This is a genomic window from Pantoea sp. USHLN256 (assembly GCF_037149875.1).
Taxonomy (GTDB): domain Bacteria; phylum Pseudomonadota; class Gammaproteobacteria; order Enterobacterales; family Enterobacteriaceae; genus Pantoea; species Pantoea nemavictus.
Genome location: NZ_JBBCQO010000006.1, coordinates 1 through 22,810 on the forward strand (window position 1 = coordinate 1; position 22,810 = coordinate 22,810).

Annotated in this window: 19 protein-coding genes; 11 read left to right on the forward strand and 8 right to left on the reverse strand. The window is 54.4% G+C overall.

Annotated elements, in window-relative coordinates:
• Positions 1-291: 291 nt before the first annotated feature.
• Positions 292-1,695, forward strand: coding sequence for a multidrug transporter subunit MdtD (gene mdtD / locus WFL93_RS15690; RefSeq protein WP_180822730.1), 1,404 nt, complete (start codon positions 292-294; stop codon positions 1,693-1,695).
• Here the strand turns inward: mdtD and rbsR are convergent.
• The 7 genes from rbsR to WFL93_RS15725 form a co-directional block, all read right to left on the reverse strand.
• Positions 1,692-2,675, reverse strand: a complete 984-nt coding sequence (gene rbsR / locus WFL93_RS15695) for a ribose operon transcriptional repressor RbsR (RefSeq protein WP_049852418.1) — start codon at positions 2,673-2,675, stop codon at positions 1,692-1,694. The two genes, mdtD and rbsR, sit on opposite strands and share 4 nt — an antisense overlap.
• Positions 2,676-2,688: 13 nt before the next feature.
• Positions 2,689-3,618 (reverse strand): ribokinase, encoded by a 930-nt coding sequence (gene rbsK, locus WFL93_RS15700; protein ID WP_336778527.1) that lies wholly within the window; start codon positions 3,616-3,618, stop codon positions 2,689-2,691.
• 64 nt (positions 3,619-3,682) lie between these two features.
• On the reverse strand, positions 3,683-4,558 hold the full coding sequence (gene rbsB / locus WFL93_RS15705) for a ribose ABC transporter substrate-binding protein RbsB (RefSeq protein ID WP_007893644.1): 876 nt from the start codon (positions 4,556-4,558) through the stop codon (positions 3,683-3,685).
• Positions 4,559-4,584: 26 nt separating this feature from the next.
• Positions 4,585-5,556, reverse strand: a complete 972-nt coding sequence (gene rbsC, locus WFL93_RS15710; protein WP_007893642.1) for a ribose ABC transporter permease — start codon at positions 5,554-5,556, stop codon at positions 4,585-4,587.
• A complete protein-coding gene (gene rbsA / locus WFL93_RS15715; protein WP_007893638.1) occupies positions 5,553-7,061 on the reverse strand; it encodes a ribose ABC transporter ATP-binding protein RbsA in 1,509 nt (502 codons plus the stop codon). Before rbsA ends, rbsC begins: the two co-directional genes overlap by 4 nt.
• A gap of 7 nt (positions 7,062-7,068) precedes the next feature.
• Positions 7,069-7,488: a D-ribose pyranase gene (gene rbsD / locus WFL93_RS15720; RefSeq protein WP_007893635.1), complete on the reverse strand. Its 420-nt coding sequence runs from the start codon at positions 7,486-7,488 to the stop codon at positions 7,069-7,071.
• Positions 7,489-7,660: 172 nt separating this feature from the next.
• A complete protein-coding gene (locus WFL93_RS15725) occupies positions 7,661-8,056 on the reverse strand; it encodes a YgiW/YdeI family stress tolerance OB fold protein (protein ID WP_007893632.1) in 396 nt (131 codons plus the stop codon).
• A 180-nt stretch (positions 8,057-8,236) separates the two neighbouring features.
• Between WFL93_RS15725 and qseB the strand changes: the two genes are divergently transcribed.
• Together qseB and qseC are read left to right on the forward strand one after the other, a co-directional pair.
• Positions 8,237-8,899, forward strand: coding sequence for a quorum sensing response regulator transcription factor QseB (gene qseB, locus WFL93_RS15730; protein ID WP_336778528.1), 663 nt, complete (start codon positions 8,237-8,239; stop codon positions 8,897-8,899).
• The gene (gene qseC, locus WFL93_RS15735) at positions 8,896-10,227 is read left to right on the forward strand and encodes a quorum sensing histidine kinase QseC (protein ID WP_336778529.1); all 1,332 of its coding nucleotides are present in this window, start codon (positions 8,896-8,898) and stop codon (positions 10,225-10,227) included. Before qseB ends, qseC begins: the two co-directional genes overlap by 4 nt.
• Positions 10,228-10,238: 11 nt before the next feature.
• On the opposite strand, the gene kup is transcribed toward qseC, so the two are convergent.
• Positions 10,239-12,107 (reverse strand): low affinity potassium transporter Kup, encoded by a 1,869-nt coding sequence (gene kup, locus WFL93_RS15740; RefSeq protein ID WP_049852414.1) that lies wholly within the window; start codon positions 12,105-12,107, stop codon positions 10,239-10,241.
• Between the two features lie 299 nt (positions 12,108-12,406).
• Between kup and ravA the strand changes: the two genes are divergently transcribed.
• From ravA to atpI, 8 genes are all read left to right on the forward strand, one after another.
• Positions 12,407-13,903, forward strand: coding sequence for an ATPase RavA (ravA, locus tag WFL93_RS15745; RefSeq protein ID WP_036622171.1), 1,497 nt, complete (start codon positions 12,407-12,409; stop codon positions 13,901-13,903).
• Positions 13,900-15,360: an ATPase RavA stimulator ViaA gene (gene viaA / locus WFL93_RS15750; protein WP_336778530.1), complete on the forward strand. Its 1,461-nt coding sequence runs from the start codon at positions 13,900-13,902 to the stop codon at positions 15,358-15,360. The genes ravA and viaA overlap by 4 nt, the downstream gene beginning before the upstream one ends.
• 54 nt (positions 15,361-15,414) lie before the next feature.
• Positions 15,415-17,553 carry a 5-histidylcysteine sulfoxide synthase gene (gene ovoA, locus WFL93_RS15755; RefSeq protein ID WP_336778531.1) on the forward strand — a complete coding sequence of 713 codons (2,139 nt, stop codon included), beginning with the start codon at positions 15,415-15,417 and terminating at the stop codon, positions 17,551-17,553.
• 106 nt (positions 17,554-17,659) lie between these two features.
• Complete coding sequence (asnC, locus tag WFL93_RS15760) at positions 17,660-18,121, forward strand: transcriptional regulator AsnC (protein WP_007893613.1); 462 nt, start codon at positions 17,660-17,662, stop codon at positions 18,119-18,121.
• A gap of 154 nt (positions 18,122-18,275) precedes the next feature.
• Positions 18,276-18,716, forward strand: coding sequence for an FMN-binding protein MioC (gene mioC, locus WFL93_RS15765; protein ID WP_007893612.1), 441 nt, complete (start codon positions 18,276-18,278; stop codon positions 18,714-18,716).
• A 441-nt stretch (positions 18,717-19,157) separates the two neighbouring features.
• Positions 19,158-21,047, forward strand: coding sequence for a tRNA uridine-5-carboxymethylaminomethyl(34) synthesis enzyme MnmG (gene mnmG / locus WFL93_RS15770; protein WP_049852411.1), 1,890 nt, complete (start codon positions 19,158-19,160; stop codon positions 21,045-21,047).
• A gap of 47 nt (positions 21,048-21,094) precedes the next feature.
• Positions 21,095-21,712: a 16S rRNA (guanine(527)-N(7))-methyltransferase RsmG gene (gene rsmG, locus WFL93_RS15775; protein WP_007893610.1), complete on the forward strand. Its 618-nt coding sequence runs from the start codon at positions 21,095-21,097 to the stop codon at positions 21,710-21,712.
• A 713-nt stretch (positions 21,713-22,425) separates the two neighbouring features.
• Positions 22,426-22,806 carry a F0F1 ATP synthase subunit I gene (gene atpI, locus WFL93_RS15780; RefSeq protein ID WP_007893609.1) on the forward strand — a complete coding sequence of 127 codons (381 nt, stop codon included), beginning with the start codon at positions 22,426-22,428 and terminating at the stop codon, positions 22,804-22,806.
• Positions 22,807-22,810 lie beyond the last annotated feature (4 nt).

Consider the following 22,810-nt stretch of genomic DNA (forward strand, 5'->3'; position numbering starts at 1 on the left):
TGAATTTCTTCACTCCCTGCTGAGCCGCCTGCGTTGCCGCTTTGCCGTCTCAGTGGTGGCGCATTATAGGGAGTTATTCGGAGGTGACAAGGGTTTATTGCAAAAAAATGACTAAGCGCCTCTTTTTTAAACGAACGCGTTAAAAACAGACATATCTCGCCGATTTAACAGTCAAATTCGCCGCTTCATCGACACAAATCAGCGCCATCACCTCAAACACCAATGCTATTCTGTTAAACCAAACGCAATTTACTTTGTTGCAGGCTGACAATTATTCGAGAAGGACTTTCAATGATTCGCTCCGCGCGCAGTATGGCCGGCTTGCCCTGGATCGCCGCCATGGCGTTTTTCATGCAGGCACTCGATGCCACCATCCTTAATACCGCGCTTCCCGCTATTGCCGTCAGTCTCGAACGATCTCCTCTTGCCATGCAATCGACTGTCATCAGTTACACGCTTACGGTAGCGATGCTGATCCCGGTAAGTGGCTGGCTGGCCGATCGCTACGGCACACGCAAAGTTTTTATCATTGCCGTCTCTCTGTTTACGCTGGGTTCACTGGCTTGTGCCTTATCCGGCTCGTTGAGCATGTTGGTGATATCTCGCGTAGTACAGGGGATTGGCGGAGCGATGATGATGCCCGTCGCGCGTTTAGCACTTCTGCGCGCATATCCCCGCAGTGAACTGCTGCCCGTTTTAAACTTCGTCACCATGCCAGGTTTAGTGGGACCGATTCTTGGCCCGATGCTTGGCGGCCTGCTGGTAACTTACGCCAGCTGGCACTGGATATTCCTGATCAACATTCCCATCGGTATCGCGGGCATCTTTTATGCGCGCAAATATATGCCGGACTTTACGACGCCGAAACGCCGCTTTGATTTTTTAGGTTTCCTGCTGTTTGGCTTAGGCCTGGTGCTGATTTCTGTCGGCATTGAACTGTTTGGCGAGCGTGTTGTGCTGCCGTGGCAAGCGTTATTGGTGCTGTTTAGCGGCGTCGCGTTACTTCTTCTTTATATAGTGCATGCACGGCGCCATCCGGCACCGCTGATCAATTTACCGATGTTTAAAACCCGTACCTTTTCGGTCGGCATCATTGGCAACATTGCCTCGCGTCTGGGAACCGGCTGTATTCCGTTCCTGATGCCGTTGATGTTACAGGTAGGCTTTGGTTATCCCGCACTGATTGCCGGTTGTATGATGGGACCGACGGCGATTGGCGCGCTGCTGGCGAAATCGACGGTGACGCAGGTGCTACGCCGCTTCGGCTATCGTCATACGCTGGTTGGTATCACCATTATTATCGGCATGCTGATTGCCACCTTCTCACTGCAATCGCCGGGCGGCAGCGTAGTCATGTTGCTGGCGGCACTGTTGATTCTGGGGATGGCGATGTCGACGCAGTTCACCGCGATGAATACCATCACGCTAGCGGATTTAAATGATGAGAACGCCAGCGGCGGGAACAGTGTGCTGGCGGTAACGCAGCAGCTGTCGATCAGCTTTGGTGTGGCGGTGAGCGCCGCGGTACTGCGTTTCTATCAGGATGTCGAGGCGACAACCGTCGCGCAATTCCACGCCACCTTCCTGACAATGGGCGTCGTCACCGTGTTGTCAGCTTTCACCTTCATGATGTTACGTCCGGGCGATGGCCGAAATCTCATCGCCAACCGCGAGAAAAAGAAGAAAGCCGCTTAAACCGAACCGCGCTCCACCAGCTCCGGCGTCAGCACCAGCGTTTGCTGACTGGCGTCGGGATCGCTCATACGATGAATCAAGGTATCAATCGCCAGTTCGCCGAGCTCATCTTTCGGTTGATGGATGGTGCTAAGCGGCGGCGTCAGGTAACGCGCCAGCTCGATGTTGTCATAGCCCATCACCGCAATATCCTGCGGCACACGCAAGCCGGCCTGGAACAAAGCGTGATAGACGCCAACCGCCATAGCATCGTTACTGGTAAACACCGCTTCAGGCAACGCATCTAACGCCAGCAGCTGGTTCATCGCATTGAAACCGCCCTGAAACTCGAAATCGCCATCGACGACGTAGCCCGGCGGCACCGACAATCCGCTGTTGGCCATCGCTTTATGGAAACCTTCCAGACGCAAACGCGCCGGGGTTTTATCCTGCGGTCCCGCAATACAGGCAATACGCGTGTAGCCGCGATCGATCAGATGCTGAGTGGCCAGCTCGCCGCCCAGCAGCGCGTTATCCTGAATAATGTCACCGCGCCCTTCAAACGGCGCCCAGTCCATCATCACCATTGGCACCGACGGATAACGATTGAGGATCTCCGCCGACGGCAGATGGGTTTCGGTACACATCATCAGCAAACCATCGACACGCTTTTGCATCAACGTTTCGAGGCTGCGATTCATGCGTTCTTCATCGCCTTCGGTATTGCACAGAATCAGGCTATAGCCGCGTTCGTAGCAGCTATTCTCCACGCCACGCACCACTTCGGAATAGAACGGGTTACTGCTGGCGGTCAGCAGCATGCCAATGGTGCGCGTTTGCTTGAGCTTCAGGCTGCGCGCCAGCGCGGACGGCGCATAGTTGAGTTCGCGAATCGCCTGATCCACCTTTTCCCGCACCTGCTCGCTGACAAAGCGATTGTTATTGATGACGTGAGAAACGGTGGAGGTAGAGACGCCCGCCAGGCGAGCGACATCTTTCATGGTAGCCAAGCGCTTAGCCCTGTTGTTGCAGGAAGGCGTCGATCTCAGTGCGCCACGGCACTGAGGGTTGAGCGCCCGGACGCGTCACCGCAATCGCGGCGGCGGCATGGGCGAAACGCACGGCATCATGCATCGCTACGCCTTCCAGACGCGCGGTGATAAACGCACCGTTAAAGGTATCGCCCGCAGCGATGGTATCGATGGCCTGCACGCTGAAGCCCGGAATACGCACGCCGTTTCCTTGTTCACTCAGCCACACGCCGCGACGGCCTAACGTGATTAACACGGTAGCAATACCTTTGGCATGCAATGCCTGCGCGGCACGCGCTGCGTCTTCATCGCTCTTTACCGCGATACCGGTGAGAATTTCTGCCTCAGTTTCATTTGGCGTGATGATGTCAATCAATCCGAGCAGCTCATCAGAGAGTTGTGTGGCCGGCGCGGGATTGAGAATCACCTGGGTATGCTGCTCACGGGCAATTTTCGCCGCTGCCAGTACGCTTTCCAGTGGCGATTCCAGCTGCATCAGCAACGCATCTGCATCGGCAATGACCTGCCGATGATGCGCAACGCGGGCAGGGGTCAGGGCCGCATTGGCGCCGGAATAAATACCGATATTATTTTCGCCTTCGCCATTGACGAAGATCATCGCCACTCCGGTGGCTTCATCCGCGACGATTTCGACCGGCGCAGTATCAATGCGGTCTTGCTGCAGCTGCTGACGAATGCGTGCGCCAATGTCATCGGCACCGACACAGGCAATAAATGCAATGTCAGCCCCTGCACGGCCAGCGGCTACTGCCTGATTGGCCCCTTTGCCGCCAAAGGCAATTTGATACTGTTTACCGATCACCGTTTCGCCCGGACGCGGAAAGTGGGCGAGGTTAAGGATGTGATCGGCATTGATGCTGCCGAGAACGGCCAGTTTTGCGCTTGTGGTCATTGGGATTCATCCAGAAAGATGCGCCACCAGGACGGTGGCGCGTTGCCCTGCTTTTCTTTATTTATTATTTGGTCACCAGCTTCAGGTCAACCGGGTTCACCGACTGCACCTTCTCACCTTTCAATACTTTATCGGCAGTCTGCACGCCAATCACGCCAATCTTATCTGGCATCTGTGCCACAGTGGCGGTCAGCTTACCCGATTCTACCGCCTTCACACCGTCAGCGGTGCCATCGAAGCCCACCACCAGCACGTCAGTTTTCCCGGCAGTTTGCAGCGCACGCAGCGCGCCCAACGCCATTTCGTCGTTCTGAGCAAAAACAGCCTGTACATCCGGATGTCCCTGCAGCAGGTTCTGCATCACGTTCAAACCTTTGGTACGGTCAAAGTCAGCAGGCTGGCTCGCCAGAATATTGAATTTGTGCGCATCAGCCGCCTGTTTGAAGCCTTCGCCACGCTCGCGCGCTGCAGAAGTACCGGCAATACCCTGCAGTTCAATGATTTTCGCGCCTTCGCCCAGCTTTTTGGCGATGAAGTCACCGGCCATTTTGCCGCCGAAGCGGTTGTCAGAAGCAACGTGACTCACCACGGTACCTTGTGCAGCAACACGGTCCAGGGTGATCACCGGAATGTTCGCCTGGTTCGCCATCTTAACGGCGTTGCCCACTGCATCAGAATCGGTTGGGTTGATCAGCAGCAGCTTGGTGCCGCGTACGGTCAGATCCTGCACGTTCGCCAGCTCTTTCGCCGGGTTGTTCTGCGAATCCAGCACTACAAGGTTATAACCCAGTTGATCAGCTTCTTTCTGTGCGCCGTCTTTCAGTGACACAAAGAACGGATTATTCAGGGTTGAAACCACCAGAGCAATGGTGTCCTTAGCCATCGCGCCAGCACTGAGGGTGGCGCCAAGAATGACGGCCAATGCAGTTAACTTTTTCATTTTTAAATCCTGTGTGAAGGTCAGAGTTATTTACTGCTTTTGTTATCCACCAGCACCGCTAGCAGAATGACAACGGCTTTAACAATCATTTGGTAGTAAGACGATACGCCCATCAGATTCAGGCCGTTATTCAGGAAACCGAGGATTAACGCACCAATCAGCGTGCCCATAATGCGACCTTTACCGCCCGCCAGGCTGGTACCGCCCAGCACCACCGCAGCAATGGCATCCAGTTCATAACCGGTACCTGCCGTGGGTTGTGCAGAAGAAAGGCGCGCCACTTCGATGGTGCCCGCCAATGCCGCCAGCAGGCCGCACAGCGAATAGACGATGATTTTGACGCGGTTAACGCTGATACCGGATAAACGTGTAGCCGCTTCGTTACCGCCCAGCGCATAGATGTAACGTCCGAGGCGCGTGTGATGCAGCATGTACCACGCCAGTGCGAACACCACCGCCATCAGCCATACCGGTGTAGGAATGCCCAATGGACGGCCGATGCCGAACCAGCCGAACAGATCGGCGTTATCGTTAAAACCGGTGTTGATTGGGCTACCGTTGGTATAAACCATGGTGACACCGCGCAGTAGCAGCATCATTACCAGCGTAGCGATAAAAGCCTGCACCTTGCCGCGTGCGACAATCACGCCGGTAATAGCGCCAATTGCCGCGCCCAGCGCCAGCGAAGCCGCAACGGCTACCAGCGCATTCACTTCTAATCCGACGATTGACGCCGCGACGGCACCCGTCAGCGCCAGTAGCGATCCCACCGACAAATCAATGCCCGAGGTCAGAATCACCAGCGTCATCCCCACCGCCATAATGGCGTTGACCGATGTCTGCTGCAGGATATTGAACATGTTTGGCAGCGTGAAGAAATTCGGGCTCTGGCTGGCAACCACGGCGATCAGCACAATCAGCGCAATCAGGGATTTCTGCTCCAGCAGCCAGGCTTTGCTGAACCAACGACGGCTGGCGGGTAAGGTTTGGGTGCTCATACTACTAACTCCTCGCTGTGTTGCTTACCGACTGCCGCCGCCATCAGGGATTCCTGGGTAGCCTGCTCACGGGAAAATTCGCCACTCAGATGGCCTTCATGCATCACCACGATGCGATCGCTCATGCCCAGCACTTCCGGCATTTCTGACGACACCAAAATGATGCTCAGCCCTTCGGCTTTAAACTGGTTAATTAACTGATAGATCTCTTTTTTCGCCCCGACATCGACGCCGCGTGTCGGCTCATCAAGAATCAGCACATCGGGGCGCGTCATCAGACCGCGCGCAATCGCTACTTTTTGCTGATTACCACCAGACAGCAGGCCAATCGGCTGCTCCATTGAGGGGGTTTTGACGTTGAACAGGCGGATAAAATCGCCCACCGCCAGCTGCTCGTCACTGTGTCGGAGATTGCCCGCGCCGGTGCTGAAATAGCGCAGCGCGGTCAGCGACATGTTCTCTTTCACCGACATACCGAGCACCAGGCCATCGCGCTTGCGGTCTTCAGAGATATAAACGATGCCGTTTGCTAAGCCATCCTGCGGTGAGCGGGTCATAATCTCGCGGCCATTCAGCGTCACTTTGCCTTTGCTGCGCGGAAGAGCGCCATACAGCACTTTCATCAATTCGGTCCGGCCCGCACCCATCAGGCCGGACACGCCAAGGATTTCCCCTTTGCGCAGCGTAAAGCTGACATCATCGACGCCCGGCCCGCTCAGGTTTTCTACTTTTAAGCGGATCTCACCCGGCTGTTGATCGATGCGCGGATATTGATCTTCCAGCTTGCGGCCGACCATCATCTCGATCAGGCTCTCTTCACTCAGATCGCTGACCGCACGCTCGGCGATAAACTGCCCATCACGGAACACGGTGACGTCATCGCAAATCTCGAAGATCTCTTTCATGCGGTGCGAGATATAGACGATGCCGCAGCCCTGCGCTTTCAGTTCATTAATCACGCGGAACAACGACAGCGTTTCGGTATCGGTAAGCGCATCGGTCGGTTCATCCATAATGATGACTTTCGACTCGAAGCTGAGCACTTTGGCGATCTCGACCATCTGCTGATCGCCAATCGACAAATCGCCCACCAGCTTGTGGCTGCTGAAACGCAGATTGAGGCGCTTTAACAGCGCATCCGCCGCGGCGTACATCTTTTTCCATTCGATACGGCCAAAGCGGTTAACAAATTCACGGCCAAGGAAAATATTCTCGGCAACAGTCAGTTGTGGAATCAGGTTCAGTTCCTGATGGATGATGCCAATGCCCGCTTCCTGAGACGCTTTTGGGCCAGAGAACGCCACATCCTTACCTAGCCACTGCATGGAACCGGCGTCCATGCTGTAAATGCCGGTCAGCACTTTCATCATGGTGGATTTACCGGCACCGTTTTCACCCACCAGCGCCATGACGCGGCCAGGATAGACGGCAAGCGAGGCGCCATTCAGCGCTTTCACGCCAGGAAACGACTTTTCAATCCCTTTGAGTTGCAATAGCGGTTGCATAACGGCCTCAGAAGGTCACGCCAGCGCTCAGGATGACATTCGCATACGGAGAACACTCTCCGCTGCGAATGACCGCCTGACTACGCTGCGTTTGTTGTTTGAATTGTTCATGGCTGGTGTAACGGATGGTGATGACATTCCCCTGGTGCCGTTGCAAGGCTTCGAGCACGGCGAGCAGTGCGCTGTGGAGCTGCGGATTATGCTGCTTAATCTCCTCCGCCATCAGGGCGCTTTCGACCTGCATCTCCTGCGTGATAACGTCGACCACCTGTAAAAATTCGGGCGTACCCGGCGTTAACGCCAGATCGATGCGCTGTGGACCGGCCGGAATCGGCAAGCCTGCATCTGCAATCGTCAGCGTATCGGTGTGCCCCAGGCGGGCAATCACATGAGAGACTTCAGCGTTTAACAAGCGACCTTTTTTCATTTCTTCCACTCCACAGCGAAACGTTTCGCTGATCGGGAGTGTATAAAATGCGCGCGGCAACTCAATGACGGCATCACGGAAATGTGATCGCCATCGAAACGTTTCGCTTGTACCAGAGAGAATTTGAGTTTGGTGGGATTGCGGAGCCGCTTACACGGCCCCGGGGAGGAAATTATGGCAGTTTACGCACCTGTTTCACGTCCAGTTCGATGGAGTTGAAATCTTTATCCAGTTCACCGGTCAGTTCTACCTGATCCTTCGGTGAGATGGTTAAACCGTTCCAGCGCTTATGATCGATTTCGACCTTCATGGTGCCAGTGGCATCACGGAACTGATAATCCTCATCACCAATTTGCTTCTCTAGCGTACCGCGCACGGTAATCCAGCTATCGTCTTTCATCTCTTCGGCCTGTTTCACCGTAACAACACTGGTGTTATCAGCTTTGAAACCACCAGACTTAACCTGCGCCGTTGGTGCATTCGGATCAACAAAGCCACCTTGCTGGGCGGCAAGTACCGGCGTAGCGGCCAGCGCGATAACGGCTAATAGAGCTGCAGACTTTTTCATAAATGACCTCTTTTTCATCAATGTGTCGGATTACGGGAGCTATTTCACCACAAGGTTCTTAACAGGATCTTAAGAAAACGCATTGCGCGTACATTCATGAAAAATAGTCTATTTGCCGCGATTTTCGCTGTACAAGAGCGATTGTGCTTCGTATAACTCCGTTTAACAGAAGGAGACGTAATGCGCATTTTACTGATTGAAGATGACACGCTGATTGGTGACGGATTAAAAGTCGGGCTCACCAAACTCGGCTTCAGCGTGGACTGGTTTGTCTCCGGCGAAAGCGGGTTTCAGGCGTTAACAGCGGCCCCCTGGGATGCAGTGGTGCTGGATTTGTCGCTGCCCGAGCGCGACGGTCTGGATATCCTGCGCCAATGGCGCCAGCAAGGACACGATGTGCCAGTTCTGATCCTTACCGCGCGTGATGCGCTCGATCAGCGTGTGCAGGGATTGCAGCTCGGCGCCGACGATTACCTGTGCAAGCCGTTTGCGCTGACAGAAGTGGCGGCGCGCTTGCAGGCGCTGATCCGTCGTCGTCATGGGCAACTGCAGCCCGAACTCAAACACGGCAAGGTGGTGATGGCGCCCGGCAGCCACAGCGTAATGTGCGATGGCGAAGCCGTCAGCCTGAAGAGCCGTGAACTGGCGCTGCTGGAGCTGTTTCTGCGCAACCCAGGCCGCGTGCTGACGCGCAGTCAGCTGGAAGAAAAACTGTATAGCTGGGATGAGGATATCTCCAGCAATGCGGTGGAAGTGCACATTCATCATCTGCGTAAAAAACTCGGCAGCCAGTTTATTCGCACCGTGCATGGCGTGGGCTATACGCTGGGAGCGGCGGAATGAGTCTGTTTCTGCGCCTCGCCATCGGCTTTGTGCTGCTGATTCTGTTATGCGGCGGACTTGCCGGCCTCAGCGCATGGCATCAAACCCGCGATACGGTGAATGAGCTGTTTGATACCCAGCAGATGCTATTTGCTAAACGCCTGATAGCGCTCGATCCCACCTCGCTGCAGGACGTTACGCTGCCCAAAACCAAAGCGATATTGCGCCATCATCGTGGCGATCAGGATGATGATGCCCTGGCGTTTGCCATTTTCAGCGCCGAGGGACAACCGCTCTTAAACGATGGTGAAAACGGTCGCGATCTGCAGTTTGATCATCAGCGCGATGGCTTTGTCGATGGCCGCCTGCGCGGCGATAAAGACAGCTGGCGCTTAGTGTGGCTCACCTCTGCCGATAAACGTTATCGCGTGGTGGTTGGTCAGGAGTGGGAGTATCGCGAGGATATGACGCGCGATCTAGCGCTGAGTAGCTTGTTGCCATGGCTGATTGCCATGCCCTTTATGCTGCTGTTTTTGCTGGCGCTGGTGTGGTTTGAACTGCGTCCGTTGAAACGTCTGACGGTTTCACTGCATCAACGTGCGCCGGATGACGCCACGCCATTGCCGGAAGCCCGCTTGCCTAAAGAGGTAAAACCGCTGGTGGTGGCGCTCAACGGATTGTTTAGTCGCATGGCACATCTGGTGCAGCGCGAACGTCGCTTCACCTCCGATGCCGCCCATGAACTGCGTAGTCCGCTGGCGGCGCTGCGCGTACAGAGCGAAGTGATTCAGCTGGCCGATGATGATGAAGCGATGCGCAAACGCGCCATTCAGCAGTTGGATAGCGGTATTGTGCGCGCCACCCGGCTGGTGGATCAGCTGCTGACACTTTCACGCGTGGAAGCAGACGATCTGCGCAGCGAATTTCAACCGGTCGCGCTGGCGCCGCTGCTGCAAAATCTATTGGCGGAACATTTCCCACAGGCGGAACAGCAGCATACCGATTTAGCATTTACCAGCCATGCTGAACCGGTGATGAACGGTCATCCGCTGCTGCTGGGTTTGATGGTGCGCAACCTGCTGGATAACGCGCTGCGCTATTCACCGGCGGGAAGTACCATCGATGTGCAGCTCAATGCTCGCGCCATTACCGTTGATGATAACGGACCTGGCGTCAGCGAAGAGCAACTGGCAAGGCTAGGGGAACGCTTTTGGCGACCGCCAGGGCAGACACAAACCGGGAGCGGATTGGGGCTTTCCATCGTGAAGAATATTGCCCAGCTGCACGGCATTCGATTGCAGTTCAGCCAGCGCGCCAGCGGAGGATTGCGCGTCACCTTAAGCTGGTGACGCGCACAGCGTTAAATCTCGACTTGGGTTCCCAGTTCGATCACGCGATTGGGTGGGATTTCAAACTGATCCGGCGCGCGCAGCGCATTGCGTTGCAGCGCCAGGAACAACTTGCCACGCAGCCGCAGATACCACGGACGATCGCCGATAATCAGCGATTCATGCGACATGAAGAATGACGTCTCCATCATGCGGCAATTCAGCCCTTCAAGGCCGCAGCGATGGAAAATCTCCTCAACGTTCGGCGTTTCACGCCAGCCGTAGCTCGCTACCACGCGCCAGAACGTCGGCGACAGCTGCTCAATCGTCACACGACGTACGTTGTGCACGTAAGGTGCATCTTCAGTACGCAGCGTCAGTAGCACCACGCGCTCATGCAACACTTTGTTGTGTTTAAGGTTATGCAACATGGCAAACGGAATCACGTTAAGCGCACGCGACATATATACCGCGGTACCGGGTACGCGCACCGGCGGCGATTTCTCCAGCGAAGCAATCATCGCTTCCAGAGAGTTACCGTGCTCATGCATACGACGCAGCAGGCGGAAACGCTCGCTTTTCCAGGTGGTCATAATGATGAACATCATCAATGCCAGCGTTAGCGGCAGCCAACCGCCAGAGAATACTTTGATCAGGTTGGCGGAGAACAGCGACACATCGATACACAACATGGCGATCAGAATCAGCACCACCAGATAGCGGTTCCAGTGCCAGTTTTGAATCGCCACCGTAGAGCAAAGAATCGCGGTCAGCACCATGGTGCCCGTTACCGCAATGCCGTAAGCCGCGGCCAGATTGCTGGAGTGCTCGAAGCCGACAATCACAATCACCACCGAGAAGTAGAGCAGCCAGTTGATCACCGGGATATAAATCTGCCCTGACTCTTCCTCAGAGGTGTGCACAATACGCATCGGCGGCAAATAGCCAAGGCGCACGGCCTGACGCGTTAACGAGAACACACCGGAAATCACCGCCTGCGAGGCTATCACCGTGGCTAAGGTCGCCAGAATTAACATCGGGATCAGCATCCAGTCCGGCGCGAGCAGGAAGAACGGATTTTTAATCGCTTCCGGATGTTTGAGCAGCAGCGCACCCTGACCGAAGTAGTTGAGCACCAGCGATGGCAGCACCACGATGAACCAGGCGAGTCGAATCGGAAATTTGCCGAAGTGGCCCATGTCAGCATACAGCGCTTCTACGCCAGTAATCGCCAGCACCACCGCGCCCAGCGCGAAGAAAGAGACCGTTTTATATTCGATAAAGAAGTGCAGCGCCCAGTACGGATTCATCGCGTGCAGCACGTCGGGATTACTGATGATACTGCGCGCGCCTAATACCGCCAGAACCAGAAACCACAGCAGCATCACCGGTGCGAACAGTTTTCCGACAATGCCAGTACCGTGCTTCTGGATAACAAACAGCAGGGTCAAAACGGCGATCGCCAATGGCACGATATAGGCATCCAGACTTGGGGCTGCAATTTCCAGCCCCTCAATCGCCGAAAGCACCGAGACTGCTGGGGTAATCACCACTTCGCCATAGAAGAAGCTGCCGCCAATCAGGCCCATGATCACCAGTATCGCGGTGGCTCTGGCGCCGGTATGGCGGCCAGCCAGCGACATCAGCGTCAAAATCCCGCCTTCACCCGCGTTATCGGCGCGCATCACGTAGCTGATGTATTTAAGCGACACCACCAGAATCAGCAGCCAGAAGATCAGCGACAGGAAGCCAAAAACCGCTTCACGCTCAACGCCAAAACCAAACTGACCAGAGAGACATTCACGCAGTGTATAGAGCGGGCTGGTGCCGATATCGCCATACACCACGCCAATGGCCGCCAGTGTGACTGCCCCAAGGGACTGTTTCTTATCCGAGCTCATAAGTTGTCTTTTGTTGGAGCCGATGAGGCACTTGCCCACCGCTCAAGCCATCAAAAAGCGCACAGTATGCACATATTCCCAAAAAAACCTACTCTTACAAAGTGTCACCATCGCGTCGGTGACGCGGTTTTTCGCCGAAAATCGGGTAAAAAAAGCGTTGGAAGCGGCGAGTTATCTCGCATCAACCTTCTGAAACAAAAAAGCTGACGGCTATCAACGCAATCGCGCATGATAATCAGTAGAGTATTGCGCTCGCCAGACTATGACGGCACCAGGATCAAAAGGATAATGATGTGATTATGGCTCAACCCCATCTTTTGGCAGAAAGAATTTCTCGCCTGAGCAACGCGCTGGAAAAAGGGCTGTATGAACGCCATCACGCGATCCGCCTCTGTCTGCTGGCTGCGCTGAGCGGCGAAAGCGTGTTTTTGCTCGGGCCGCCCGGCATCGCTAAGAGCCTGATAGCCCGCCGCCTGAAATACGCCTTCCAACACGCCCGCGCTTTTGAATACCTGATGACCCGTTTTTCCACCCCCGAAGAGGTGTTTGGCCCGCTGTCGATTCAGGCGCTGAAAGATGAAGGGCGTTATCAACGTCTCACCAAAGGCTACCTGCCGGATGCCGAAATTGTTTTCCTCGACGAAATCTGGAAAGCCGGCCCGGCGATTCTGAATACCTTGCTCACCGCCATCAACGAACGCCGCTTCCGTAACGGCGACAGTGAAGAAAAAATCCCGATGCGTCTGCTGGTTACCGCCTCCAACGAACTGCCGGAAGCCGATAGCGGACTGGAAGCGCTGTACGATCGCATGTTGATTCGTCTGTGGCTGGATAACGTGCATGAAAAGCAGAATTTCCGCAGCATGCTCACCCACCAGCAGGACGAAAACGACAACCCAGTCGCAGAAGCGTTGCGCATCAGCGATGAAGAGTATGAGCAGTGGCAGAAAGGCATCAGTCAGGTCAGCCTGCCCGACCACGTTTTCGAACTGATTTATCAGCTGCGTCAGCAGTTAGAAACGCTGCCGGATGCGCCGTACATCTCCGATCGCCGCTGGAAGAAAGCCATTCATCTGTTGCAGGCCAGCGCGTTCTATAGCGGCCGCGTGACCATCGCCCCTATCGACTTAATTCTGCTGAAAGATTGCCTGTGGCATGACGTGGCTTCGATGAAGCTGCTGGATCGCGAAATCGATACGCTAATGTCGCAACATGCATGGCAGCAGCAGGCGCTGCTACACAAGCTGCAACAGATCAAAAGCCGTCGCATGGCGCTGCAACAGCAGCAAAGCGTGGCGCAAGCGCTGACGCTAGAGAAACACAGCGGCATGTTCAGCCGCAAACCGCATTATGAATTACCCGCAGCCATTACTGATGAGCAACTGACATTGATGCTGCAACAGCCGCTAATGCTGCACGATATGCAGGTGACGCATATCCTGATTGGTCGCGAAGCGCTGGAGCAGTGGCTGCTGAAAGGCGGCGAGATCCGCGGCAAGCTGAACGGTATTGGCTTTGGTCAGACGCTCGATCTGCTGGTGGATACACATCACTGTCTGACGCTGCGCGATGTCAGCCTGCAATCCACGCGACTGACGCTGCCGGGCGCCAGCAGCAGCAGCGAGATGCCGCAGGAGATCGTGGATGAATACGAAGCGCTCGAGACACAGCTGCGTGCGCAGCGCACGCTGTTTAGCCAGCATCAGCGCTGCCTGTTTATCAGTGACGATTGGCTAGCCCGCATTGAAACCAGCCTGCAGGATGTCGCGGAACAGCTGAAACAGGCGCGAAAATGATCTCACTGGAGACGCTGAGCACGCTGTTATCGATTGGCGAAACCGAGTTAATCGAAGAGCTGATTTTAGCGCTGCTCGCCTCGCCGCAACTGGCACTGTTCTTTGAGAAATTCCCGCGTTTGAAGCAAGCCATGATGCGCGATCTACCGCGCTGGCGCTCAGAGATCGCCGAGCAGATCAAAGTCACACCGGTGCCAGAAGCGCTGGCGCAGGAGTTTCAGCTGTTTCAACAGATGCAGCTGCTCAGCTCACACCATTTTACCCAACAGTTACCTCACATCATGACGCAGCTGAAAAGCCTGCCGTCGCCGTTCATCGAAGAAGCCAGCAAACTGCTGCTCAACGCCGAAAGCACCGAGCTCAGCAACGCACAACACACGTTGTTTCTGCAACGCTGGCGCCTCAGTCTGACGCTGCAAACGCTGACGCTGAATGAAACCATCCTGGAAGAACAACGCGAACGTTTAATGGCCGAGTTGCAGCAGCGCATGGCGATCAGCGGTCAACTGGCACCCATTCTCACCGATGATGATGAAGCCGCCGCCGGACGCCTGTGGGATTTGAGCAAAGCGCCGCTGCAGCACGGCGATTACGAACTGATTGTGCAGTACGGCGACTTCCTTGCTCAGCAGCCGGAGCTGATGAAGCTGGCACAGCAGCTGGGGCGCAGTAGCGAAGCCAAATCGGTACCTTCGCAGGATGCGCCGCTGGAGGCGTTTCACCAACTGGTGCGTGAACCGGATAACGTGCCGGAAGAGGTCAGCGGCATTCATCAGAGCGATGATGTGCTGCGGCTGTTGCCACCTGAGCTGGCGGCACTGAGCATCAGCGAGTTAGAGCTGGAGTTTTATCGGCGCTTAGTGGAAAAACGCTTGCTGACCTACCGTTTGCAGGGCGATGCGTGGCATGAAAAAGTCACCATGAGTCCGGTCAGCCACCAACAGCACGAAGAGCAGCCGCGCGGCCCGTTTATCGTCTGCGTGGATACCTCCGGTTCGATGGGCGGTTTCAACGAACGCTGTGCCAAAGCCTTTTGCCTGGCGCTGCTGAAAGTGGCACTGGCGGATAAGCGCCGCTGCTACATCATGCTGTTCGCCCATGAAGTCATCGGCTATGAACTCACTTCTGATAACGGTATTGAGCAGGCGATACGTTTCCTCAGCCAGCGTTTTCGCGGTGGCACCGATCTGGCGGCCTGTCTTGCGGCAGTCGTAAAACGGATGGAAGGCAGTGCGTGGCAGGAAGCGGATGCGGTGATCGTGTCAGATTTTATAGCCCAGCGTTTACCCGACGATATCGTCAACACCATTAAGCAGCGTCAGCGCCAATATCAACAGCGCTTCCATGCGGTAGCCATGTCGCTGCACGGTAAGCCCGGCATTCTTCGCATCTTTGATCACATCTGGCGCTTCGATACCGGGTTGAAAAGTCGCCTGTTGCGCCGCTGGCAGCGCTAAGTCATCTGGCAGAAATGCTAATTTGCTATAGTGATAAGTTCGCACACTAAGCAAATGGAGCACCTTGTGACCACCGCCCAACTTCCCGCACCGACCCGCACGCTGCGACTCTCCGGCAAAAATAGCGAACAAAAAAGAGCCGAACTGCTGACGTACTTCACCCAAACCTGGGAACTGTATGAAAGCCTGTTTGATTGCCTGGCCGACGAGCGCGCCTGGTTTAACAAAGCCATTTCGCTGCGCCATCCGCTGATCTTCTACTTTGGCCATACCGCCACCTTCTACATCAATAAACTCATGGCCGGCCGCTATCTCGACCAACGCGTTGACGATCGTATTGAAGCGATGATGGCGATCGGCGTGGATGAGATGAGCTGGGACGATCTCAACGATAGCCATTACGACTGGCCGACCATCAATGAAGTACGCGACTATCGCGGCAAAGTAAAAAGCCTGGTCAGCGAGTTCATTCGCACCATGCCGCTGGAGCTGCCCATCGATTGGCAAAGCCCAGCGTGGGTGGTTTTGATGGGGATCGAGCACGAACGTATTCATCTGGAAACCTCCAGCGTGCTGATGCGCCAGTTGCCAATTGAATGGGTAAAAGCGCAGCCGCACTGGCCAGTTTGCCCGCAGGCGCGTCACGATCGTCAATCTGTGCCAGCCAATTCGCTAATCGCTATGCCCGGTGGCCGTGTGCAGCAGGGTAAAACTGACGACACTTACGGTTGGGATAACGAATATGGTAGCCAGCAGACGGAACTGAAGCCGTTTAAGGCCAGCAAAATGCTGGTGAGCAATGCCGAGTTTTATCGCTTTATCGCGGCGGGTGGTTATAACGACCCGCGCTGGTGGGATGATGAAGGTTGGGGCTGGCGCGAATTTTCCGGCGCGCAGATGCCGACGTTTTGGGTTGGTAATGAAAAGCTGCCCGATCAGCTTAAACTGCGTTTGCTGGCTGAAGAAGTCGCGATGCCGTGGGATTGGCCTGCGGAGGTGAACCAGCTGGAAGCCGCCGCGTTCTGCCGCTGGCTGGCTGAAGAGACAGGTAAATCCGTTCAGTTGCCGTGCGAAGCTGAGTGGGCGCAGCTGCGTGAGCAGGTAAGCGGCGATCAGCCGGATTGGACGGAGGCGCCAGGCAATATCAATCTGGCATATTGGGCTTCATCCAGCCCGGTTGACCGTTTTGCGCAGGGGGAGTTTTACGACATCGTCGGTAATGTCTGGCAGTGGACCACCACGCCGACCAACGGTTTCGAAGGCTTTAAAGTGCACCCGCTGTATGACGATTTCTCCACGCCGACCTTTGATGGCAAACATGCGCTGATCAAAGGCGGCAGCTGGATTTCCACCGGCAATGAAGCACTCAAATCCGCACGCTACGCTTTCCGCCGTCACTTCTTCCAGCATGCCGGTTTCCGCTATGTGGTCTCATCTCATGAAGAAACCATGGCGCTCAATCCCTATGAAACGGACAGCATGGTGTCGCAGTATCTGGATTTCCAGTACGGACCGAACTACTACGATGTCCCCAATTACGCTGCTGCGCTGGTGGAAAAATTGCTGCCGCACTGCAGTGCGCGCGGTGAAGCGCTGGATATCGGCTGTGCCACCGGACGCGCCAGTTTTGAACTGGCGCGCTATTTCGATGCGGTCACCGGCATGGATTACTCGGCGCGCTTTATTGATGTGGCGCTGCAGCTGACCTCCGGTGAAGATTTCCGCTATGTGGTACCTGAAGAAGGCGAGCTGGTGGAGTATCGCCAGGTGCGACTGAAAGAGTTTGGCCTTGAGGCCGAGCAGGCGCAGCGCATTCAATTTATTCAGGGCGATGCCTGTAACCTGAAGCCGCAGCCGGAACGTTACGATCTGGTACTGGCTTCCAACCTGATTGACCGTTTGCGTCAGCCAAAGCGTTTCCTACAGGATATAACGCCGATGATCCGTTCCGGCGGTCTGCTGGTGCTGTCATCGCCCTATACCTGGCTGGAAGATTTCACCCCGAAGGAGAACTGGCTGGGCGGTATTCGCGAAAATGGCGAAGCGTTAACCACCTATCAGGCACTGCAGCGCGAACTGCGTGGCGCGTTTGAAGAAGTGGCACCGCCGCAGGATGTGCCGTTCGTCATACGCGAGACGGCACGCAAGTTTCAGCATACTCAGGCACAAGTGACCTTCTGGCGTAAGCGCTAAAAAGCATGCAGACAACGGGATACCCGTTGTCTGCACCTTGCCTGCACCGCTAATTTGCTGCACATTCTCCTTTATTCATAGAAGAAGAACTCAACGAGGATGGACAATGGCGGAACACCTTCAGCTGGATAACCTGGACCGCGGCATTCTGAATGCGCTGCTGCAAAATGCGCGCACCGCCTACGCCGAGCTCGCCAAACAGTTCAATGTGAGCCCGGGCACCATTCATGTTCGCGTGGAGAAGATGCGGCAGGCGGGCATTATTTTAGGCACGCGCGTGGAGATCGATCCCCGTCAACTCGGCTTCGATGTGTGCTGTTTTATCGGCATTATCCTGAAAAGCGCGCGTGACTATCCTGCGGCACTCAGCAAACTGGAAGCGCTGGATGAAGTTGTAGAAGCCTGGTATACCACCGGTCATTACAGCATCTTTATCAAAGTGATGTGCCGATCGATCGATGCCTTGCAACAGGTGTTGATCAACAAGATCCAGACTATTGATGAAATTCAGTCCACCGAAACCCTGATCTCACTGCAAAACCCGATCATGCGCACCATCAAGCCGTAATTCCTTCCTACTCTGTGCACAACCTTATCCCGGGCAGATCGCGCGTCTAGCGCGACTTGCCGCCTGATGCTTTCTACTATTAACCCTGTTTTCCACAGGTGGATCACCGCTTGATCACAGCGTACAATGCTCGCCTTTAGTGCGGGAGAGCATCATGGCCGATATTACGTTAATCAGTGGAAGTACCCTTGGCAGCGCCGAATATGTTGCTGAACATCTGGAAGAAAAACTGCAGGAAGCGGGCTTCTCAACCGAGGTGCTGCATGGCCCTGAGCTGGACGAGCTGCCACAGCAGGGTATCTGGCTGATCGTTACCTCTACGCACGGCGCTGGCGAACTGCCTGACAACTTGCTTCCTTTATATGAAGCATTGCAGGAGACGCAACCTGACCTTTCCGGCCTACGTTATGGCGCTGTGGGCATCGGCAACCATGAATACGATCTTTTCTGCGGCGCGATTAAGCTGCTAGAAGAGCAGTTGAACCAGTTGGGTGCCAAACGCATTGGCGATCGCCTTGAGATCGACGTTTTAGAGCATGAGATCCCGGAAGACGCGGCTGAAGTGTGGGTCGCCACATGGAAAACACAGATTTAAAACGATCTTAGCCGGCTGGGGATCGGGAAAAAGAGACGATCCCCAGTTTATTACGCTGTTTTTTCGCGTTTATCGTGCGATCACTTGTGGATAACATAGCCTGTTTCATGCGTATAACCAGTAGTTATCCAAAGAACAACCATTGATTCATTTTTAGCCTGTGCATAAGTCGCCATTTTGATCCCAGCTTATACGGATCAGGATCACCGATCATTCACAGCAAACGATCCTCTCTAATCACTTGTTTAATCTTTGCTTTTCGGGGTTATCAACAGCCTGGTGCGATCCTAATAGTAGATCTAACAGAGAGATCATATAAAAGATCTAAAGATCCTTTATTTAAAACCTCAGGATCCCGCGACTTTCGCAGCCGACATAATTTCAGTAGAATCCACCGCCCAGGGCAACAATCCCTGTCCGAACACTAACGAGGACCACTTCATGTTTTATCCAGATCCTTTTGACGTCATCGTAATCGGTGGTGGTCATGCGGGCACAGAGGCCGCGATGGCCGCCGCCCGAATGGGTCAGCAAACCCTGTTACTCACCCATAACATTGATACGCTTGGACAAATGTCCTGTAATCCGGCGATCGGTGGCATCGGGAAAGGACATCTGGTGAAGGAAGTGGATGCCTTAGGCGGTTTGATGGCCACGGCAATTGACCAGGCTGGCATTCAGTTTAGGATACTAAACGCCAGCAAAGGCCCAGCCGTTCGCGCTACTCGTGCTCAGGCTGACCGCGTGCTGTATCGCCAGGCGGTACGCACTGCGCTGGAGAACCAGCCCAACCTGATGATCTTCCAGCAGGCAGTTGACGATCTGATTGTGGAAAACGATCGCGTCGTCGGTGCTGTGACGCAGATGGGCTTGAAATTCCGCGCCAAAACCGTGGTACTAACCGTCGGGACGTTCCTTGATGGCAAAATCCATATTGGCCTGGATAACTACAGCGGTGGTCGAGCGGGCGATCCGCCATCAATTCCATTGGCGAAGCGTCTGCGTGCACTGCCGTTGCGTGTAAATCGCTTGAAAACCGGTACGCCACCGCGTATCGATGCTCGCTCGATTGATTTTTCAGTACTGACTCCGCAGCACGGTGATACTCCGATGCCGGTGTTCTCGTTCATGGGTAAGGCTTCACAGCATCCGCAACAGGTGCCGTGCTGGATCACCTACACCAACGAGCAGACGCATGACGTGATCCGTAACAACCTCGATCGTAGTCCGATGTACGCCGGGATCATCGAAGGGATTGGTCCACGTTACTGTCCTTCGATTGAAGATAAAGTTATGCGCTTTGCCGATCGTAACGCGCATCAGATCTTCCTGGAGCCGGAAGGCCTTACCAGCAACGAGATCTACCCGAATGGCATCTCCACCAGCCTGCCGTTTGACGTACAGATGCAGATCGTGCGTTCCATGAAAGGATTGGAAAACGCGAAGATCATCCGTCCGGGTTATGCCATTGAGTATGATTTCTTCGATCCTCGCGATCTGAAGCCGACGCTGGAAAGCAAATTTATCCACGGCCTGTTCTTTGCCGGTCAGATCAACGGCACCACCGGCTACGAAGAAGCGGCGGCGCAAGGTTTGCTGGCAGGGCTGAATGCAGCACGTTCCTCTGCAGACAAAGAGGGCTGGGCACCACGTCGCGATCAGGCCTATCTCGGTGTGTTGGTTGACGATCTCTGTACCTTAGGTACCAAAGAGCCATACCGCATGTTCACATCGCGCGCGGAATACCGCTTGATGCTGCGTGAAGATAACGCCGATCTGCGTCTGACTGAAGCGGGTCGTGAACTCGGCCTGGTTGATGATGATCGCTGGGCGCGCTACAACCAGAAACTGGAAGCGATTGAGCAAGAGCGTCAACGCCTGCGCGATCTGTGGGTGCATCCGAAATCGGATAACGTGGCTGAAGTCAACGCCGTGATCAGCGCCCCGCTGACTAAAGAAGCCAGCGGCGAAGATCTGCTGCGTCGTCCAGAGATGACTTACCCACTGCTGACGTCGCTCGCCAGCTACGGTCCGGCACTGCTTGATGAGCAAGCCGCTGAGCAGGTGGAGATTCAGGTGAAGTACGAAGGTTACATCGCGCGCCAGCAAGAAGAGATTGATCGCCAGCAGCGCAATGAAAATACCTTGTTGCCTGTGGAGCTCGATTATCGTCAGGTGAATGGCCTGTCGAATGAAGTGATCGCTAAGCTTAACGATCACAAACCCACCTCCATCGGCCAGGCTTCACGTATTTCGGGTATCACACCGGCGGCAATTTCAATTCTGCTGATTTACCTGAAGAAACAGGGCCTGCTGCGTAAAAGCGCCTGATAGACTTTGGGGCGAGGCAACTCGCCCCCGTTAATGGAATTCTCGTTGTGATCAACAAACTCTCCTCGCTGCTGAAAGCGGCAAACATTTCCCTTACCGATCAACAAAAACAGCAGTTGGTAGGCTATGTTGAATTGCTGCATAAGTGGAATAAAGCCTACAACCTGACTTCGGTGCGCGATCCACAGCAGATGCTGGTGCGTCATATTCTCGATAGCGTGGTGGTTGAGCCGCATCTGCAGGGCGAACGCTTTATTGATGTTGGCACAGGGCCGGGTCTGCCGGGTATTCCGCTGGCCATCGTGCGTCCTCAGTCGCATTTCACCTTGCTGGATAGCCTCGGCAAACGCGTGCGTTTTCTGCGCCAGGTACAGCATGAGTTAGGACTTACTAACGTCACGCCGGTGCAGAGCCGCGTTGAAGAGTTCCCATCTGAACCACCGTTTGACGGCGTTATCAGCCGTGCATTTGCTTCGCTGGAAGACATGTTGAACTGGTGTCATCATTTGCCGGGCCGCGAAGGCCGCTTTTATGCCTTAAAAGGTGTGCGTCCGGATGATGAGATTTCCGCGTTGCCTGCTGGCTTTGTGGTAGAAAAAATTCAGCCGTTACGGGTACCCGAATTAGATGGTGAACGTCATCTGGTGGTGATTTCCCGGCAATAGCCTTTAAAACGGTATGGATATAAGCCCGTTCATGCCGTTTGTCTTAGCGAATGTGCTGAATGAAAAAGCAGCGATTGAACACTTTAAGATAATGGGTTTTATTTAGCAGGGCAGGGTGAGCGAGTTAACATCCTCGCCGGAAATTATCCGAAAAGTTCTGTTACATTTAACGATTAATTCACATTTCATTATCACTTAGATCACTTTATTGCGTGTATTTACCTGGCCGAATAATCACTGTTGAAAATATAACTCTGCAATAAATTGGCGTGCGTAATATCAATTTTACGTTTTTATTGCAGCACATGATGTCAATAGAGTGTTTTTATCGGAAATCCTGATTCAACACGTAAGTAATAATTTTAACCAAATGATAAGTAAGTGTTTTAACCCGTTTTTGAATCGAATGATTCTTGTCATAAACAAATTTTCTTAGTTATTCCTTGTTTATTATGTGATCTAAAGCACGCTTTAAAAGCAAGTTGAATGGGCGATTTCAGACTTTCAGCGAAGCATTGTCGGAAGTCGATGTTTTGAAAAAGAGTCCTTCAGAAAGAAATTTAAATAATTGTTCACCTTTTCGCTACTTACCGATTGAAATCGCAGGTGGCGCCCGTATAATTTGCACGGCTTTTGCTGCTTGACTCAAATGAGTAAAGGCAGTCTTATACGACACGCGACATACCCCGTTCGGGGCAGGAGAGTTCAGCGTCATGTCAGTGTCTCTTTACAGTGTGAAATTAGCCCGGGCCGTGCTGATCATTCAGCTGGTGACCTTTGTCATCATCGGTGCGCTCTTTACCCTGAAAGAGGTCACCTGGGGCGCCTCCGCTATCGCCGGTGGAGTGGCAGCCTGGCTGCCGAACGTGTTGTTTATGTTTTTAGCCTGGCGCCTGCAGGATCAAACGCCTGCGAAAGGCCGTGTTGCCTGGAGCTTCGCCCTCGGGGAAGTGTTTAAGGTGTTTACAACGGTCATTTTTCTCGCGGTGGCGTTGGGTGTGTTTGGAGCGGTCTTCTGGCCACTCGCAATCACGTGGTTATCGGTGCTGGTGGTGCAGATCGTCGCTCCGGCTGTAATTAACAACAAAGGGTAAGAGG

Bases quoted from the DNA above. Each gene is read 5' to 3' on its own strand.
- qseC (WP_336778529.1), top strand. From the start codon at position 8,896: ATGAGTCTGTTTCTGCGCCTCGCCATCGGCTTTGTGCTGCTGATTCTG.
- asnC (WP_007893613.1), top strand. From the start codon at position 17,660: ATGGCGGAACACCTTCAGCTGGATAACCTGGACCGCGGCATTCTGAAT.
- atpI (WP_007893609.1), top strand. From the start codon at position 22,426: ATGTCAGTGTCTCTTTACAGTGTGAAATTAGCCCGGGCCGTGCTGATC.
- ravA (WP_036622171.1), top strand. From the start codon at position 12,407: ATGGCTCAACCCCATCTTTTGGCAGAAAGAATTTCTCGCCTGAGCAAC.
- rbsR (WP_049852418.1), bottom strand. From the start codon at position 2,675: ATGAAAGATGTCGCTCGCCTGGCGGGCGTCTCTACCTCCACCGTTTCT.
- viaA (WP_336778530.1), top strand. From the start codon at position 13,900: ATGATCTCACTGGAGACGCTGAGCACGCTGTTATCGATTGGCGAAACC.
- ovoA (WP_336778531.1), top strand. From the start codon at position 15,415: ATGGAGCACCTTGTGACCACCGCCCAACTTCCCGCACCGACCCGCACG.
- rbsA (WP_007893638.1), bottom strand. From the start codon at position 7,061: ATGCAACCGCTATTGCAACTCAAAGGGATTGAAAAGTCGTTTCCTGGC.
- rbsK (WP_336778527.1), bottom strand. From the start codon at position 3,618: ATGACCACAAGCGCAAAACTGGCCGTTCTCGGCAGCATCAATGCCGAT.
- kup (WP_049852414.1), bottom strand. From the start codon at position 12,107: ATGAGCTCGGATAAGAAACAGTCCCTTGGGGCAGTCACACTGGCGGCC.
- WFL93_RS15725 (WP_007893632.1), bottom strand. From the start codon at position 8,056: ATGAAAAAGTCTGCAGCTCTATTAGCCGTTATCGCGCTGGCCGCTACG.
- rbsD (WP_007893635.1), bottom strand. From the start codon at position 7,488: ATGAAAAAAGGTCGCTTGTTAAACGCTGAAGTCTCTCATGTGATTGCC.
- qseB (WP_336778528.1), top strand. From the start codon at position 8,237: ATGCGCATTTTACTGATTGAAGATGACACGCTGATTGGTGACGGATTA.
- rbsC (WP_007893642.1), bottom strand. From the start codon at position 5,556: ATGAGCACCCAAACCTTACCCGCCAGCCGTCGTTGGTTCAGCAAAGCC.
- mnmG (WP_049852411.1), top strand. From the start codon at position 19,158: ATGTTTTATCCAGATCCTTTTGACGTCATCGTAATCGGTGGTGGTCAT.
- mdtD (WP_180822730.1), top strand. From the start codon at position 292: ATGATTCGCTCCGCGCGCAGTATGGCCGGCTTGCCCTGGATCGCCGCC.
- rbsB (WP_007893644.1), bottom strand. From the start codon at position 4,558: ATGAAAAAGTTAACTGCATTGGCCGTCATTCTTGGCGCCACCCTCAGT.
- mioC (WP_007893612.1), top strand. From the start codon at position 18,276: ATGGCCGATATTACGTTAATCAGTGGAAGTACCCTTGGCAGCGCCGAA.